Source organism: Mycoplasma sp. 2575, assembly GCF_053851635.1.
Genome location: NZ_JBSQBB010000002.1, coordinates 1 through 18,227, shown reverse-complemented (window position 1 = coordinate 18,227; position 18,227 = coordinate 1). Strand labels below are relative to the sequence as shown.

10 protein-coding genes and 1 tRNA gene are annotated in these 18,227 nt (G+C 26.2%); 8 read left to right on the top strand and 3 right to left on the bottom strand.

Annotation, left to right across the window (positions count from 1 at the left end):
* The first annotated feature begins 65 nt into the window (after positions 1 to 65).
* The 7 genes from mip to ACWXVU_RS00310 all read left to right on the top strand — a co-directional run bounded on the left by mip (position 66) and on the right by ACWXVU_RS00310 (position 12,986).
* The gene (gene mip, locus ACWXVU_RS00340; RefSeq protein ID WP_438340760.1) at positions 66 to 2,864 is read left to right on the top strand and encodes an Ig-specific serine endopeptidase MIP; all 2,799 of its coding nucleotides are present in this window, start codon (positions 66 to 68) and stop codon (positions 2,862 to 2,864) included.
* Positions 2,864 to 4,345, top strand: a complete 1,482-nt coding sequence (locus tag ACWXVU_RS00335; protein ID WP_438340759.1) for an MSC_0624 family F1-like ATPase-associated membrane protein — start codon at positions 2,864 to 2,866, stop codon at positions 4,343 to 4,345. Before mip ends, ACWXVU_RS00335 begins: the two co-directional genes overlap by 1 nt.
* On the top strand, positions 4,332 to 4,841 hold the full coding sequence (locus ACWXVU_RS00330) for an MSC_0623 family F1-like ATPase-associated protein (protein ID WP_438340758.1): 510 nt from the start codon (positions 4,332 to 4,334) through the stop codon (positions 4,839 to 4,841). Before ACWXVU_RS00335 ends, ACWXVU_RS00330 begins: the two co-directional genes overlap by 14 nt.
* Position 4,842: 1 nt before the next feature.
* Positions 4,843 to 5,751, top strand: coding sequence for an MSC_0622 family F1-like ATPase gamma subunit (locus ACWXVU_RS00325; protein WP_455966328.1), 909 nt, complete (start codon positions 4,843 to 4,845; stop codon positions 5,749 to 5,751).
* The gene (locus ACWXVU_RS00320; protein WP_438340756.1) at positions 5,751 to 6,224 is read left to right on the top strand and encodes an MSC_0621 family F1-like ATPase epsilon subunit; all 474 of its coding nucleotides are present in this window, start codon (positions 5,751 to 5,753) and stop codon (positions 6,222 to 6,224) included. The genes ACWXVU_RS00325 and ACWXVU_RS00320 overlap by 1 nt, the downstream gene beginning before the upstream one ends.
* Positions 6,208 to 8,337, top strand: coding sequence for an MSC_0620 family F1-like ATPase-associated subunit (locus ACWXVU_RS00315; protein ID WP_456011883.1), 2,130 nt, complete (start codon positions 6,208 to 6,210; stop codon positions 8,335 to 8,337). Before ACWXVU_RS00320 ends, ACWXVU_RS00315 begins: the two co-directional genes overlap by 17 nt.
* 269 nt (positions 8,338 to 8,606) lie before the next feature.
* Positions 8,607 to 12,986, top strand: coding sequence for a hypothetical protein (locus tag ACWXVU_RS00310; protein WP_456011881.1), 4,380 nt, complete (start codon positions 8,607 to 8,609; stop codon positions 12,984 to 12,986).
* Between the two features lie 130 nt (positions 12,987 to 13,116).
* On the opposite strand, the gene ACWXVU_RS00305 is transcribed toward ACWXVU_RS00310, so the two are convergent.
* Positions 13,117 to 13,192: transfer RNA gene (locus ACWXVU_RS00305), tRNA-Arg, on the bottom strand.
* A 458-nt stretch (positions 13,193 to 13,650) separates the two neighbouring features.
* On the opposite strand from ACWXVU_RS00305, the gene ACWXVU_RS00300 reads away from it, so the two are divergent.
* Positions 13,651 to 15,324 (top strand): S41 family peptidase, encoded by a 1,674-nt coding sequence (locus ACWXVU_RS00300; RefSeq protein ID WP_456011879.1) that lies wholly within the window; start codon positions 13,651 to 13,653, stop codon positions 15,322 to 15,324.
* Between the two features lie 63 nt (positions 15,325 to 15,387).
* On the opposite strand, the gene uvrC is transcribed toward ACWXVU_RS00300, so the two are convergent.
* Together uvrC and ACWXVU_RS00290 are read right to left on the bottom strand one after the other, a co-directional pair.
* Complete coding sequence (gene uvrC / locus ACWXVU_RS00295) at positions 15,388 to 17,082, bottom strand: excinuclease ABC subunit UvrC (RefSeq protein ID WP_456011877.1); 1,695 nt, start codon at positions 17,080 to 17,082, stop codon at positions 15,388 to 15,390.
* A gap of 3 nt (positions 17,083 to 17,085) precedes the next feature.
* Positions 17,086 to 18,000 carry a gamma-glutamylcyclotransferase gene (locus ACWXVU_RS00290; RefSeq protein WP_438340751.1) on the bottom strand — a complete coding sequence of 305 codons (915 nt, stop codon included), beginning with the start codon at positions 17,998 to 18,000 and terminating at the stop codon, positions 17,086 to 17,088.
* Positions 18,001 to 18,227 lie beyond the last annotated feature (227 nt).

The window sequence follows — 18,227 nt, the reverse complement described above, 5'->3', positions numbered from 1 at the left end:
TTTAATTTATAAATTAAAACCTTAAACTATAAATTATAAAAATATAGCATTTGAAAGTAAAGATTATGAATACAAAGAAAAAACGCACTTTGCTAAATATTTTAATATCATCATCGGTATTAAGTTTTCTGCCTACTCTAGGCTTAATTTCATGTGAAAATGAGCAAGATAAAGAAAAGCGTTTAGTTAAAGAAGCCCTTACTAAATTAGAAGGTTTATTAAAAAATGTTGAAAATGAAAATAAAACAAATTTCAAAAGCAAGGCCTATATCGAATCAAAAAATGAAATTAAAAAAATTAATGAATTGCTTGAAGATAATAACATTAGTAACATTGAACTAAAAAAAGCAAAAACTAAATTATCTCAACTAAACAATCAAATTTCTAGTGAACTAGAAAATATTCGCAAAATTAACGAAGAAAACGATGGTAAACCAAAAATTGATAGCACTCTTAAATATTCTGATGAACAATTTTTAGCTGATTTTAATAGATTAACTAGTTCCCAAGATATTGAGACTAATTTTGTTTTATCTTTTGAAAATCTCTTCCCTTATCATGAAAAAAAACAAATCTTTCCTAGTCAACTTCAAAAACAATATGCATCACTGGTTATAAAAGCCAAAGATGATGCGATAAACAAAAAAATTGAATTTAGTGTCTTTAATATTGATTTGGCAGATAAGGCCAACACCACTGGCGAAGCTGAAATTAGACTTGTATTTAGAAACAAAGCAACTAACACGCAAAAAAATTACAAATTTAAACTATCAGGTTTAAACAAAAATAATTTCAATGTTGATAGTGAAGGTAATAGACCTAATGGAAGAGTTTCTGATGAAAAAATTGAAGAAAGTGAAATTCAAAAATATCAAAAATTAAGTCAATATGATCGTTATAAAAAAGATAACAATGAATATGTAGAAAGACTGAAAGATAATTATAAGAAAAACGGTATTAATAATTTAAAAGATTTCAGAGCTTTCCTAAATATAAGCGATGCAAAGAAAAAAGAATTTGATCAAAAAGCGCAAGAATTAAAATTAGATACCTATGAAAATTCCGCCTACAAAGGTTTCAGTGTCCCTACATACAAACAAGATGGCACATTAGATGGATTGGAATTAAATGGTGTTGAGGTTGGTAAGCAACCTAGTTTAATTGATTCATTAGGAAAACCAGATATCTTTAAAACCATCGGTGTCGCAAGAACAATCATTAACGAACAGTATCTAAAAATAGCTAAACAAACATTTTCGATTTCAATAAGTAATTACAAAACTTATGAAAAAGAAATTTCTGAATCTAATGATTTAATTAAATTCTGAAAAGATGAAAAAAATGAAGAAACCTTCAAGAAAAAAATTCAAGAAAAAATTGCTCAGCTAAAAGAAGATAAAAAACAAGTTGAAGCAGATTGAGATAAAAAAATAAAAGAAAATACTGATGAACATCTTGTGGAAAGTCTTAACAAGCAAAAAACACAAAGTCTTAAAGAATATGATGATAGAATAACTCATTTTGAAAAACATACAAGACCGGCAGAAATTAAGGAATTAGAGCAAAAAATTAATGAATATAAAAAACGTGCTGAATCAAAGAAGGAAAATAATGTTGAATCTGGTACTATGTGAATTCTAGACTTTCAACCAGATAACACAGGAAAATATCCAACTAAATGATATTTTGGAACAAATGCCCACGTTGCAAGGGCTATAACTAAGGATTTAAGTGGATTTTCATTAACAAGAATTAATAAAGACATTCATAGCGGAGCAAAACTAAGAATATCAGATATGGATGACAATATCACAACTTTTGGAACTCAAAATAAAGATGCAATTAGAACCATTTTTAATGCAACTGACTACCTAAGCACTCATCCAACTGATTTTTTATCAGAACGTCAAAAGAAAATTTATGAAGGTGTTGAAGAATTTGCTGATTTTGCTGTTATTGAAATTGACTTTGAAAAAATTAAAGATTTTTCAGCATCCTCTAATTCAACAACCTTAACTGAAGTTTTAAAGGCTAAAAAAGATTTCAATCTAGCTAAAGAAGTTACAAATGATTATGCCAATGATAAAAAATCTCATATCAAATTTAGAAGCAAATCATATCTTGTGGATTATCAAGCAATAGATTATCCGTTAAGTGGAAAGATTCCACCTAGTCTTGATCATTTATTTGCCGTTGGATGGCCAAGCGCCCGTGAAGATTTCTATTTAAAAGCATACATCGATGATGATCAAAGAGAAAGGGCAAAGTTTGGTTATTCATTTAGTTTATGATTTAATGCTAATTATGACTTTTATGATGCAAAATTAACCAATTCTGAAAACGGGCCATCTTCATTCCCTAGCGATGTGCTAAATAGAGGAAATTATTTATCATATCAAATTGGTTATCGTTCATTCGCTGACAAACCTGGGGTTCTAGATTCTTTTATTAGTGCGCCAATCAATGGTGATAAATTATTTGAATATGAAAATAAGAAATATATCAGCATGAGCCTTAACTATCTACCAAGAAGATGAGCACCAGCTGGCGGATCATCTGGTTCATCAATTAGAAACCAAAATAATGAATTAGTTGCTATTCACCATACAACCAATCAATTCGCAAGAACTGGGCTTGCTCTTGCGTTTAGATCAGAAGGTTTTAATTATCAAGGTTTATTCGGGACATATAATCTTCCAGAATATGACTTAATTTATGGTGGTGGCAAGGATCAAACAAAATCATATAGACAAGCTCTAAAAAATCTTTATCCAAATCTACAAAAAACTAACCTATTTGCAAACGGATTAGGTGATGAGAATATTCCAGAGCAATTTAAATTTAAGAAAGGAACCACAAGATAATGCAAAATTCCACAGTCAAAGAAAATCGCATATATGATGACTTTGAGTCATTATTCAATAATAAACGAAAAAATCTGTTAGTATCAATCTTGAAAATTACTATCATTTCCTTGTTTATTTTTTTATCAGGATTAATCTTATTTTTTGCCCCCATAACAATTTTTTCAACAAAACTTTTCGCTCCTTTTACAAATACCCCTGAATACTTCCTAAACTTTTCAAGTTTATCATTGGAACGTATTAATTACCTCGCTATATTCAGAATTTCACTATTAATTAGTATCTTTTTATACACAATTAGCAAAAACTTTTCTAATATCTTCACCCATAAAGAATCGGCTAAAAAATATATACCTTGATTTGTCATATATTCAACCCTATCAATTATTTCTGTAATATTGTTATTTACGATGTTTAATGAAAAAACACTAAGTTACTACTATTTATCATTCTTATCAGTTATATTATTAATTGTCGATGTTGCCTATGCAATTTATACATACAAATTAAAGAAAAAAACAAATCCTTTATTTTATAAAAACAAAAAAACTCTTATTATTTCAATTATTTCTCGATCAATTTTAGTCATAGGATTTATGGCTACGATATCAGCATGAATATTCACCATCGAAAAAGATGAGCAAAAATTTGATTTTCTAGATAATAACCCTGTACATCAATTCTTTATAAGTTTATTTTCACAAAAAAGTGGAATTAATCTATTTTACTTAATTCTAATTTTTGTCACATTAGGAGTGCTAATATTTGGGATTAATATCGAAAGAATTTTATGAACTGCATCAAAACAACAAAAAAATAATGAATCTAGAGAAAGACTACTTCTTTATATTGGTTTTGCCTTTACTACTGTAATTTGATTTATTCGTGCACTATTTTATAAAACAAGTTCAAATGTCATTGATGCTGAAAAACCATCAAGAAATTATATTTATCTTATTGGCTTAATATTTATTGTCCTATTTTTTATTAGTTATGTCCTAGTAAGTTTTCTAAAACCACTAAAAATTAAAGGAGTTTTATTAAATACAATTTTTACCGGCTTTATTTTTACACTAATTTGAATAATAACCGCAATTGTAAGTTTAAAAAATCAAGAAATTATTGTCACAAATATTACTCTTTTATTTTCTTCAATATTCAGCATTATAATATTAATGCTTTATAAATACAAAACTTCAAATGAACCTATATATGTTTCAATAATATTGAAGAGCTTAGTTTTATTAGTAATATTTACCCTAATAATTAACGGTTTAAATGCATTACTACTTTCAAATAATAACCAATCATTCTATAATATTCCTTCAAAACTTTCGCTGGACCAAATTTTTGTAATCACTACTTTAAGTTTTGCTGTTTTATTTAACATATCAACTGTTATAAATCTAATTTGAACTCTAACAGTAATTACAAAGAAAAATAATGTCATAAACCAAGGAGTTTCAAATGAAGTTAAGTAGGAAAGAACAAAATATTTTAAAAGCTGTACAAAATGATTTAGAAGTATTTAATTATGATTTCATGCAACTAAAGAAACAACCTAACTTTATCTCCTTTGATAAATTAATGTCAACAATTCAATTAAAAGCTCAAACAAAATCAAAGGATATAGATGTTAAAAAATTGTTTAATTATCTAAAACAGGCTCAAAATAAAAAATATGAAATTATTTTGGATGAATTTGTTTTATCCTATAAATTGGACGAAAGATTGAATAATTACTACCTAGTACCATTTATAAAGCAATTTCCATCAACAAATATTGAATCAATTAATCTAAGAACTGAAACTAACCTATTTAAATCAAAAATAGCACTTTACTTCAATGAAGAGATAAAGCAATTATTAAATAAGAATTTCTTTGTTGAAATTATTGAAAATATTATTGTTAAAACAGATAATGAATCTAATTTATTAAACATATTTTACAACGAAAAAAGTATTATAGGATGATAGTATGCATTTAAAAAAATGAGAAGAAAAATTACAAAACCTTGAAGGAATATTGACAAAGGTAAATAATTCCAAAAATATTCTTTTGATTGAGATAATGAAGCTTACGAGAAAGCTAAAATTCAATATTTCTAATGCATTGCTAAATATCAACTTAATCAATGCTATTAAGGAAAAATACACAATAAAAAATAAGTTAATTAATGATTCTGAAAATAATAATAAAACTATTCAAAAATTACGTAATATATTTAAAAAACGATCAGTACTTTGGATTTATTTGACCGAGAACCAAAAATACTCAACAGATTCATATAGTAGATATGAAAAAAAGCTACTTACAAATGTAAATCCTAAACACGATGATTTTATAACAATTGGCCAAAGAGCTAGTGAATTTTGCAATCAAAACAAGTTTAACGTAATAAAATCCTTTGGTGAAGAAGAAAAACAGGCTACCAATCTTGCTTGAAGAGTTAGTCAATTAGTTAAGACCTTATATATAGATAATAACTATTCAAAAGTTAATTTTGTTCTTAATACCAACAAAAATTATAACGGGCACTTTACAGTTCTTCCTATCGATGAATTCAACATTAATAAACTAGTAAATGAAGTTGATAAACAAAATTCAGTTGGTGATATTTCTGGTTATAAAATTTATCCCGGTATTGAGGATTTTGTTGAAAATGAAATAAACATCATTTTAGAAAATGCTATATATTCATTGTTAATTGAGTCATTTTTCTACAATGCCAAAAATGACCTTGTTACAACCAATAAAATTATTAATCAAATTGAAGAAGATATTGCAAAGGTTAAGAAAAAAATAATTCGTACTAAACGCGAAAAGGAAATTGAAGAAATTGTTTTATTAACAAAAGCAAACGAAGGTTTTGGGGGTATTAAATAATGATTAATAATAATTCATTTAAAATTAATATTCACTTCATTGGTAATAAACATCTATCAATCAGAAATGCCATATTATTTATCAATATTGATGAAGAGGATGAGTGGGGTCTTGCTAATTCGAATTCAATGATGGCATTTGAAAACACAGTTATTAAAATTAGAGACCTTGATCAAGAAAAAGAATTATTTTTATTTTTAATTAACGCAAATATAATCATCAAAGAAAACGAAATTAACATTAATTCATTTAGTAAGTTAGAATTATACAAACAAAACAATAAGATAAAATTTGATAATTTGCAAATCAAAGAAATAACAACTAAAATTAATTACTATGAATCATTGCAAAAAATTGGACTAAGTCTTGACCAATTTCTTGAAGAAAAGCATTTAAAACAAAGGCTATATATGCTAAAAATGGAGCAAAAACTAAAATTAGTCAAGGAGGAAAATTATGAAATTAAAAAATAAATTATTCTCTTTAAGTTTAATCAGTGTGATCCCGCTTCCCTCGTTAGCTCTTATTTCTGCCTACAATCGTCAAGACGAAACAAAAGAACTCAAACAAGATGCGCCTCAAAAACCCGCTGATCCAAACAAGCAAAAACCAAAAGCTCCAGAAAAACCTAGCCTAGCTCTCGACTTTGATACCTTTGCCAAATTTACAAAAGATAATGTGGAAAAAAATGTTGAAAAAATAATTGACTTTACCATTAAATATCTTGATAATGAAAAAGGAAAATTGTTGAAAGATTTAGACAAGGATTTTAAACCTAATTTAGAAAAACTCATCTACATCCAAGTCCTACAACAGTATCTTGAAAAAAACAAAGATGCATTAAAAACTAAGCATATGAATAACCTTGGTTTCACAATTGTTTTTCCATATGTAATGTCAACTAATAAAAATTACATTCCATCTGTAGTTGAATACGAAGGGCAAAAATTTGATAACATAAAGGTCGGAAAAACTAAAGAAACTAACTATGAAGAACAAATTAAGCCAAATGGAAAAATTACAAAAGATAAAGAACAACTTAATACAATTACCAAACAAAGACTTGATAAATTAATAAAGGATTACTTTGGTGCGTTGCAAAAGCAACTTCCAAACATGCTTTTTGACAAGGTAGACATTCCTAAAATAGGAGAACAAATTAATATTAAATTCGGCACCTTCAAAGAAAAAGAAAATACAATTAATGGTTTTAGTTTTACTCAGCCCAAAGACTTTGCATCATGAGAAGATTACATTGTTTCGAAATTGCATAAGAAATTTGTTAAATTTGATCTTGAACAGAATAAAAAATTCATTCTTGATGAACAAAAAAATAAAAAAGAAGATGAACCAATAAGAAAACCGCCAATAATTCCTGGGGATAAACAACAAAAAGAAATTGATACCCAAGAGCAAATTCAAGCTCTTCCTTCGCTAATACCTAATGTTTCTTCAATTTACACATCTAAAACAGCAAACAATCTAAAAACGTTTTTTGATAGTTCAAAAGCAGAAGAAAAAGAAAAGATATTCTTTTTTGATAATGCCATTAACACTAGATTTAAATATAGCGTAATTAATCTAAAAAGTGAAGGTGGAAATTCATTATCAGCAACAGTGAGAATTAGTGATAGAGTAGATCCTAAAAAGAGTCGTGATTATGTAATTAAAATAAATATTGATACTTCTCCGGAACAAGAATCACTCAATTACGCATATGAAGAAATAATTAAAGAAAATAAACAACTATTTAGCAAAATATTTACCGCTTTGGGAATTGATGACAAAATAAACTATAATGATTTAAGAAATGATACGCTACGTAGCGTTTTATATAATATGGTTGGTACAGGGGTTTTAATCACTAATAAAGAATCGTATGTAAATGCTGCTAACGATATAATCACAAAAGCTGCTGAAAATCTCTTAAAAAACGAAAATAACAAATCTGTTATCGAAGCCGACATTAAAAACTCAAATTATCTATTATTAACTAGTTTATTTTCTTCAACAATCAATGGTGTAGATTATTTTAGTAGTCTTGCTAACTCTCTTAAAGCTGTTTTAATACAATTTGAAGAAATAATTAAGATAAATAAAGACATTATTAAGAAAAACTTTGCTCAAAATGGATTTGATTTAAATTTAATAAATCAATATTATGACCTTATAAATAAACAAATATCTCGTTTAATTTCTTCAACTGGTTCAAGAACTATTAATATTTTTAGCTGATATGATAATTACACTAAACAAGTCAAAAACATTATTGAAAGATTTGATATTCTTGCTGCTTTAATCGATAATAAAAAACCAGATAAAAAAGAAGACAAAGAAAAATTTACAAATTCATATCTAAAAGCAGAAATTCAAATTAAAGATAATAATCTAGAAGGAAAAAAAGCTTTAAACCAAGCTGGTTATGCAATATTTGCAATTAGTGCATTATTAACAATAATTGCAATTACCTTTATTGCTATAAAAAGCAAAAAACTCGGTACTATAAAATTAAAAAAACTTTCAATTTCAGTAATCGGCATAATCTTGTTTGTTCTTGTTCTTTCTATTGTAATGTCAATAATCTAATTCAAAATAGAGTTTTTAATAATAAATTGTTACGCAATTATTAAAACTCTATTTTTTTTTTTTTTTTTTTAAAAAAAAAAAGCAAAATTAACCAGGCTAAATTTTAAAAAAGCTAGTAAATTTCACATTTCAATAGCAAAATAAATTCAAATTTGATGCCCAATTTATAACCCTGCCCAATGTTCATAACCCGAAATTCAAAAAAAAAAAAAAAACATTATTATATTAGTAAAAAAATTAAATACCAAAACATAAGAAAAGGTTTAAATATGACTGAAAACAAACATGAAATTAAAACAAAAAAGAAAAAAACACCTAGAGTTTTACTAGGAGCAGAACTAGCAATAGCAGCAACATTAGCAACTGGTGCCATAATAACAGCATACCTAGTTAGCAATAACCAAAATAAGTTAGAAATAAACAAACAAAAAATAACTAGTAACTCAGCTTCATTTATACTAAAAAACTATAAAAATTATGAAAACACCGAATTTACAGCAAGAATCTTTCCCGAAAATAATCCAAAAGCTTTTCTTGAAAAGAAATACATTATAAACAAAAATAATGAAACCATTTCTTGGGGTGAGAAAAGAAACGAAGCTCCTTTAGAATCTAGCACTGATTATGAATTTCAAATAATTTTTAAAAATAAACCTATTTTAAGCCATAAATTCAAGACATTAAACAATATAACTGAACTTAATAAGAAAGCAATAGAACAAGAAAAAACAAATAAACTATTAAAAGAAGCACAAAAAATTAAAGAAGATTTAGAAAGAAAACTCTTAGATTCACTTACAAGAAACCAGGAATTAAAAAAACAGAATGAAAATCTAAAAAAAGATAAAGACTCGCCAAAAACAAATCCTTCTATTGATTCAAAAAAACTAAGTGCAATAATCAAAGAACTTCAAATGGCAATTATTGAATTAAAGCAAGCTGACCATAACCAAAAAAATGCAACACAAAAATCATATGAGGCTAACCAAAATTTAGTCCAAAAACAAAACGAAATTTCTTTAATAAACAAAGAGCTTGAAGAAGCAAAAAATAAAAAAGAACTAATAAATAACCAAAAACAAAATGCCGATAAAAATCTAGAAAGAATTAACAACATAATTAGCCAAAAAGAATCTGAAATTCAGGCACAAACTAATGTTAGAAATCAACTAGAAGCACAAAAAAATGACAATCAAGAGAAAATAAATAAACTACAAGAAAAGATCAAACAAACCGATCATCTTTTAGCACAAAAACAAAGTGAAATTTCAACTAAAAACAATGAATTAATAGAGGCAAATAAAGAACTAGCACAAGCTCAGGAAACCCTAAATAATTCAATGCAAAATTTAGATAATATTAATCAAACAATCATAGACCTCGAAAAACAAAGAAAAAATCTTGAAGCAAATTTATCACAAAATAACAACAGTTTTCAAGAACAAACCAACAAAATCGATCAAATAACAATGCAACTGCACTCTGCTATTGATGAATTAAAAAAAGAGAATGAGAATCAAAAAAATAAAGTAGAAAAAGCTGAACAAGCAAAGCAAAACCTGCTAGAAAAGCAAGGCGAAATTTCACTAAAAAACAAGGAATTAGAACTTACACAAAAACAAAAAGAAACTCTCGAAACTCAGAAACAAAGTGTGCAACAACTTCTTGATAAAATTAGTTTAGATATAGGCAAAAAAGAAAAAGAAATTCTAGATAAAACCGATGTAAAAAAACAATTAATGGTTGAACAAAATAAAGCACAACAAGAAGTTACAAAAGCAAATGAAAAGCTAACACAAGCAACACAATCACTAAATCAAAAAGCAAGTGAAATTTCAACTAAAAATAATGAATTAATAGAGGCAAATAAAGAACTAGTACAAGCTCAGGAAGCACAAAAAGCAACAAAGCAAAGCCTAGAAAACACAAACAGACAAATAAAAGAACTAGAAACTAAAAAAGAAGAGGCTGATACAAACCTTTTAAATATCAACAATAATTTACAAGAGGAATCAATCAAAATTTTGCAATTAGCAAATGATTTACAAAGTGCGATTGATGCATTAAAAAAGGCAAATGAGTCTCAAAAGAGTGCAATAGAAAAAGCAAAACAAGCTAAGCAAAAACTTTCGCAAAATCAAAATGATATTGCTCTAAAAAATAAAGAATTGCAACAACAAAATAATCTAAAGAGTTCACTACAACAAGAAAAAGCAAAACTAGAACAAGACCTACAAAAATACACGGAAGAAATAAAACAAAAAACCGCTTCCAAAACTACCAAATCACAAGAAAAAAGCAAAGCTTCAAGTGCATTAGATACAAGTAAACAAAAAGTCACAGAAACTGAAAATAAATTAGATGAAACTAACAACTCAATTAAAGATAAATCAGTTGCTGTATCTAAAAAAGAAAAAGAATTAGAAATAGAAGAAACTAATTTATCAAATCTACAACGTTTAGAACAATATAATATGCAAGTGTTGCAAGAAAAAAACACCGAATTAGACGGAATTAGTCAAATTTTAGCTCAGGCAACTAATGAATTTAGAAAAGCGGAAAAAAGAAAAAAATCAGCATTTGAAACCGCAAAAGTAGAAAATAATAATTACGAAAATGTAAAAAATGAATATGATAAGTTAATAGAACAAAATAAAAAATACCAGATAGACTTTGATAATGAAATAAAAAAACTTGAAAAAGAAATAGAAAAACAATATGCCCAAATATTTGAGGCGCTAACGAAAGAAACAGAAGGAAATTTAGAATCTGAACGCAAACATGATGAGCCAATAACATATGGTGGTGCGTCAATTATAAAAAAAATAGAAAAAGAAATAAGAGAATTAGAAGAGGAGAAAAACGATTATTATAATGATGACATATTGCGCCTTAATTCTAAGTTAGAATCCTATGAGCAAAAATATAACGATGCCCAAAAGGTATTAGAAGAAAAAACAAAAATACTTGCCGAAAAAACTAAAGAAAAAGATAATGTTCAACAAGAATACAACAATGCTGAACGTGAAAAAAATAACGCAACGCGTGAACTTGAGCAAACAAAATCTTCTATTCAAGCAAAAAATAATGAGATAGATAGGATAAAAAGAGAGTTAAATGCTGCGAAGCAAGAACTTCAGAATGCTAATGCTACAAAACAATCAAATATAGCAGAATTACAAGAAGCTAAAAAAGAATATGAAAGTAATATAAAAAACTTAAATACAAAAATTGCAGAAGAACAAAAAGCTATAGATACCTTAAATAATGTAGAAACAAATAAAAATTTATTACAACAAAAAATACAAGAAACTGAAACAAAAATAAATCAAATAGATAATGAAATTGCTAAAATCAACCTTTCATTAGCTCCATTAACTAATTCAAGCAAAACATTGCAAACAGAAAATAACGGAGCTGAAAGCGAATTGAGTCAAACTAATAAAAATGTAACACAAAAAACCAGTGCTCTTGAATTAGCGAACGCTAAATTAAAAGAAACAAACGCTAGAATTCAGGAAATTAAGAAAAATAAAGAAGAATCAACCTTAGCCAAACTAGAAGCCGATAATAATTTAAAGGAAACTCTAAAAAATAAAAGTGATCTCGAAACCCAACTTCAAACCACGATACAAACAATAGATGAAAAACAAAAAGAAGTAAACAAAAAAAATAATGCACATGAAATAGCAAAACTAGAAGAACAAAAAGCCCGAGCTAATAAGGAAAAAGCAGATTTTGAACATAAATTAGCAACCCAAAAACTAAATAATAAAAATCAAGAATTAAACAACATATCAAAGCAATTAAATGATGAACAACAAGCATTGCAAGATTCTAAAACTACAAAACAAAATACACAACAAGAAGCTGACAAATTAGCAAATCAAATTAGCATTGTTAATGAAAATATTAAAAATATAGAACATGCTATCAATAACTCAAATCAATCAAAAACCATAACTGAAAACACAAATGCACAAGCACAAAAGGATTTAGAAGAAGCAAATAAGAAGGTAGCAAATAAAGCTCAAAATATAGAAAATATAAACTTAAAATTACAAGCAGCAAATAAAGAAATTAAAAAAATCAAAGATACTAAAGCTAATGATGATTCAAAATTAGAAAAAATAAATAGTGATATTCAAATGTTTTTAAACAAAAAAGAAGAAAAGGAAGCTGAGTTAAAAACTCTGACACAATCAAAGGATAAAAAAATTGCAGAAATAAATAAAATAAACAAAAATCTCGAATTCACAAGATTAGAGCAACAAAAAATTCAAAATAATAAAGATAATACAATATCATTATTGGATATTGCACAACAAAATCTAGATAACACAATTGAGCAATTAAAAAATAAAGATAACGAGTTGCAAAAAACCAAACAACAACTTAGCGAATCTCAAAGTGTCTTAAAGGAAACAACACAAGATATAAGTGAACAAGAAGAAAAACTAGAAACTATAAATAAAGATATTACAAACCTAAACCAAACTTTAGTAAGTAAAACAAAGGAAAAAGAAGAAGCAAATTTAGCAAATACAAATGCTAAAAAAGAATTAGAAAAAACAAGTCAAGAATTAGTTGAAAAATCAAAGAAACTTGAACAACTAATCAATAAACCTCAAACCTATACTAATAACTAAAAAATAAAAATATCAAAAAAACATCAGACTCAAATTTAAATAAAAAGATTTGGGTCTTTTCTTATTTTGTATTAAAAACAATTAAATTAAGTTTTATTAATAATTTAGTATAAAAAAAGAATAAAAAAAATGGCGATCGTAGCAGGATTCGAACCTGCGACCACATGCTTAGAAGGCACGTACTCTATCCCCTGAGCTACACGACCGTTGCATATAATATTTTAGCACTAAAATAAATTTAAGAACGCTTTTTATAAAATTTATTTTTGCATTAATTATCACAATACATATAAAATGAATTTTGATATCAAAATATGAGCTTTTTATATAGGCTATTATCCTATAATAAAAGATGCAAAATTTTGATAAAATTGTAGTTAAACAATTAAATAAAATCATAAATCTATCTTAATTTAAGTTGAGTTTTTATTTTTAAATCATAAAATTGGGAAAATAAATATTTAATTTCAAATATCAAAAAATTTTGTTCTTGTATAGAGCAACACAAACTTATAAATTTTTCAAAATCAATAAGTTTTTATAAAGAAACTAATTAAATTAATCTATTTCACATCTTTGTATAAGTAAATCAATAATTTTGATAATGAACCTTAATAAAAGCGTAAAATTTCAATATTATAGGGAATTAAGAGGGAATTAAAATATGAAGAAAAAGTTCTTATTTATATTAGGTACACCATTACCACTAATATCATTGAGTGCTGTTTCATGTTATAGTGATTTTGATTATTTAGACAATGGTCCTTCTAAAATTTTTAATATCAAGAAAACAAAATTTATAAATTTATCATCAAAAGATTATTCAATAAAAAATAAAAATCTAAACTTATATTTTCTTGACAATAAAATTCATCAACCATATGTTGCTATTGAGGAAATGTTAGGTGTTTTAAATGGCTTCGTTGATACTTCCCTAATTAGAAAAATACCGACTTATGACATCAATGCAACACAACTAGTTTCAAATAATCAATTAATGTATATTGACGCAGATCGTGATATTATTAGTGTTAGCAACGAAGCATTTTTTAATTTTGTTAAGCAAAGCAATTCAACTAATTACTCACGCTTCATAAGTTATGAAGGCTCAAAAATTGAAAATATTGACGACTTAAACGGACCTATCAAATTTGATCTAAGAAGTTATCACATCGATATTTTTAAAGAGGGGAGAAGAACTTTTATTCCTTTAAGTATTTTTAATACCTTATTTTGTAGTCAAAACTATTACAATCTCTACTATAATGGCGATGCGGTTTATGGTAAATTTTTTTCACTAATGGAAGATGAAAATGACGCTTACTCATATCAACAAGGTTCATGGTCGGCGGATAAAGAAACAACACAGGATCGAATTTATAATCTTGATAATCTCTTATTTACCCTTGATAATTTTTATGGACTTAAATCATATAAAAATATATCAAACTTTCAACAGTATATAAGCGATATAAAAAAAGAATTATTAAACAATAATCCCGATATATATAACAAGGCATATGCAAAATTATTCTTTAACAAATTAAATGACTTGCATACTAGAATTAATATGTTAAATATATTCACAAACAATAGTAAAAAAATCAATGATTATGCATCTAAATTATATGGAACTGAACGAAGTGAATATGCCAAAGTTAATGAATACCTTGAGCAAAAAATTAAACAAGATGGCTTTATTATAAATGGTAACTTAGCATATATTATTATCGACAATTTTGAAACAGCATCTAATAATGAAATTTATGCAAAAAATATCAAAAGTGACACATTTGAATTTTTAAGAAATACATTACAAAAAATATTAAAACAAAAAAATATTAAAAATGTTGTGATTGATATTTCTAGAAATGGTGGTGGAAATATTGGAGCAATGTATCGTGCTGTTGGTTTATTAACAAATAAGGACATTGTTGTGCATAGTAAATCACTACTTTCTGGTATTATAGAAACACAAAAATATAAAATCGATGCTAACAAGGACGGCAATTATTATGATAATGATGCATTTGAAAACTTTAATTACTATATATTAACTAGCAAAAATACTTTTAGTGCTGCTAACACATTTTCAGGAATCATAAAGGAACTAAAAGTAGCCAAAATTATAGGTCAAAAATCTGGAGGAGGGACCGCGCCTGTATTGCCCTTGGTTTTAAATGATGGAACATCAATATCAACTAGTTCACCATTAAATTATTTATATAAACATCACGGATCAGAAATAAATCTAGAAGATGGTGTAAAACCAGACATTGAAATTCCATATAACAACTTTTATGATATAGACTATCTAACTAAAATTTTGCCTAAATAAATCTAAATTTAAATTGAATTTTTTTTCTTTAAACAATAAAGTAGGAATTTAAAATTCCTACTTTTAGATTTTTATTTTCTTAATTTCACTAGCGATTTTTGTATTAATAATTTTAGATAATTCTAAAATATCTGCGTCAATTATTGCCTGATATGAGCCAAACTTTTCCAATAATTTTTGTTCTATCTTAGGCCCAACACCTTTTATTTTTGTTAAGAGACTATCTGTAATTATTTTATTGTGTCTTTTATTATAAACGGCCTTAGCACTCTTATCGACATCATATTGAATTTGCGATAAAAAATTAAACACCTTAGCATCTGAAATTTTAATTTCTACGCCACTATCATTAATTAATCTTGCAAACTCGTGGTGATTATTTTTTACAAGTCCGAAAATAGGCACATTTTTATGAAATTTTTTCAAGGCCTTAATTGCGGCATTAATTTGAATCTCGCCGCCATCAACAAAAATCAAATTAATATCTTCATCAATAGAATGGTCACAAAAAAACTTACTAATATTTTGATACATATAATGGTAATCAGAATTAGCATCTTCATTTTTGCAAAGTATATAAGAACGATTAAATTTCTTAACATTAATTCCATCAACAAAAATCATGCCTCTGCCAACGACTTCTTTAGTTGCTGATTGAAACGAATTATCGAATATTGCAAACCTTGAACAATCAATATTTAATATATTTTTTAAAGATTGGAGAATATCATTGGTTTTTGTTTTATCTTTTATTTTCTTTATTTTATTGCTTAAATCATTCTTAGCATTAGCATTAGCTAAATCAAGTAATTTAGAATTTATACTATAATTCTTTTTAATAATCGAATTTCTAATTTCTTTATTAAAAGGCTGATTTTTATATTTATCATCAATAATTATTTGATCAGGAATAAGATTGTTTTTATAAAAATTTTCTATAAATTCAAATACCAATTCTTCTTCATTTTTTTCAAAACAAAATTGAAAGTCTTGGCGATTATTTAACAATGAATAACGATATTGTAAAATAGAAGCAAACAAAATATTATCATATAAATATACGCCCCATACATCAATAGATTTTTTTGTCTTTAATCTAATGTTTTGGATATTATTCTTTTCGTTTATAAAATCAAGAATTTTTTTAAGTTCTTCCGCCCTTCTAAAATCAAGTTGTAAGGAGGCACTTCTAATTTTACTAATTAATTCTTGTTTAAATTCTTTATTAAATTTTATTATTTCCTTTGCTTTTGCGAATCTCTTATCTACCTCTACCGGAGTCATTTTTTTAATAATTAATCCTTCTTGCGTTTTTAATAAATGGACTAAATATTTAATTAATAGACGTGTTTTTTCACCATCTACAACCGGACCATAATAAATAATATCATCACGTTTTTTATATTCATTTTTAAGTTGTATATCAATACTATTGGTTTTTTTTATAATACAAATATAAGGATAATTATTATGAGAGGGGAGCATTACATTATATTTAGGTTTATATCTATTAATACTAGCTCGTTCAAACATCAAGGCCTCCGATTCCTTATCAAAAACGGTTGTATCAAAAGAAGCAATATGTTTTAACATTGCACTAGTTTTAAATGAATTATGAACATTTTTGTCAAAATATTGTGACATCCGTGATTTTAGGTTTTTGGCTTTGCCCACATAAATAACATTGCCATCTTTATCTTTTCAAAAATAAACACCAGGTTTTGTTGAAACGTCTTTAATTAATTCTTTATCAATCATTAGTTATTTCATATTTTCTTCAAGAGTATGAATAATAATATCTAATCTTCTAAATGGATCGATATCAAAATCATTAAGGGTTATTTCATAGGCAATATCTTCAAATACACCAAACTTAGGTTTTTCGATTGTTTTATCTAACTTTAAATTAATGTACTTAATTGGCTTTTTATCTAATAAGAAATCAATATTAAATTTATAAAGTGGTTTAATATCTTTAATAATTTCTACCCCTTCAATTTTATTTTCTATAGCATGATAATAAAAAATACTATTTAATGAATTTTTTCTACCAAACGAAATTAACAAAGCATATTTTTTATCATGAATTTTAATACCTAAAACTGCATAAGGGTCAACCAAATAATTCTTAAATTTTTGGTCATCCAATATCAATGCAACATACGGATGCGAAAGATGAATTATTTTTTCAAATTCTTCATCGGAAATTTCATACAAAATAGCATTATCAACCAACGGAAATAATTCTGTTTGTTGTTCTAACGTGATAAAAGCTTTTAAATTTTGCTCATTTTCATTAGGCGAAGTCGAAAATCCCATGTCATCGGTTGCTAGATAATATTTACCAAATTCTAATTTAGTATACACATATACGTTTTCGATAATTTCGTTTGTATCAGTGGCAATAACATTGGCCTGAAATCTTTGATATTGCGGAAACATTTCTCATCTATCAATCATAAATAATTCATCCTTTGTTATTTCAAAAAGAGTGCCTTTAACTTGATGGGCAATATCTTTTTTTAATAAAAAATATGCAGTTTCATCAACACACTTAGCATAGCCATTTAATAAAGCGGGTCTTCTTACGCAATCAGGCGACAATAAATTTTTATAGAACAATTCATCTTGAATAGTTCCATATGAAAATAAATAAATTTTGTTGTCTTTTTCCATTTTTACTCCTTAAACATAAACAAATTTTAGGCAGATATTATTAATTATATTTAATATTATTTTTTTAAGCCCATTTTAGCTTGTAATATTTAAAAATTTCCTAATTTTGAGCCTCTTTCTTTTTTTTTTTTTTTTTTATCTAAAATATTAAATTAATATAAAAACCTATACAAAAAATATTTTATTGAGGTGTTTTTGAAAAAAACAAATAGAAGAAAAAAATTTGG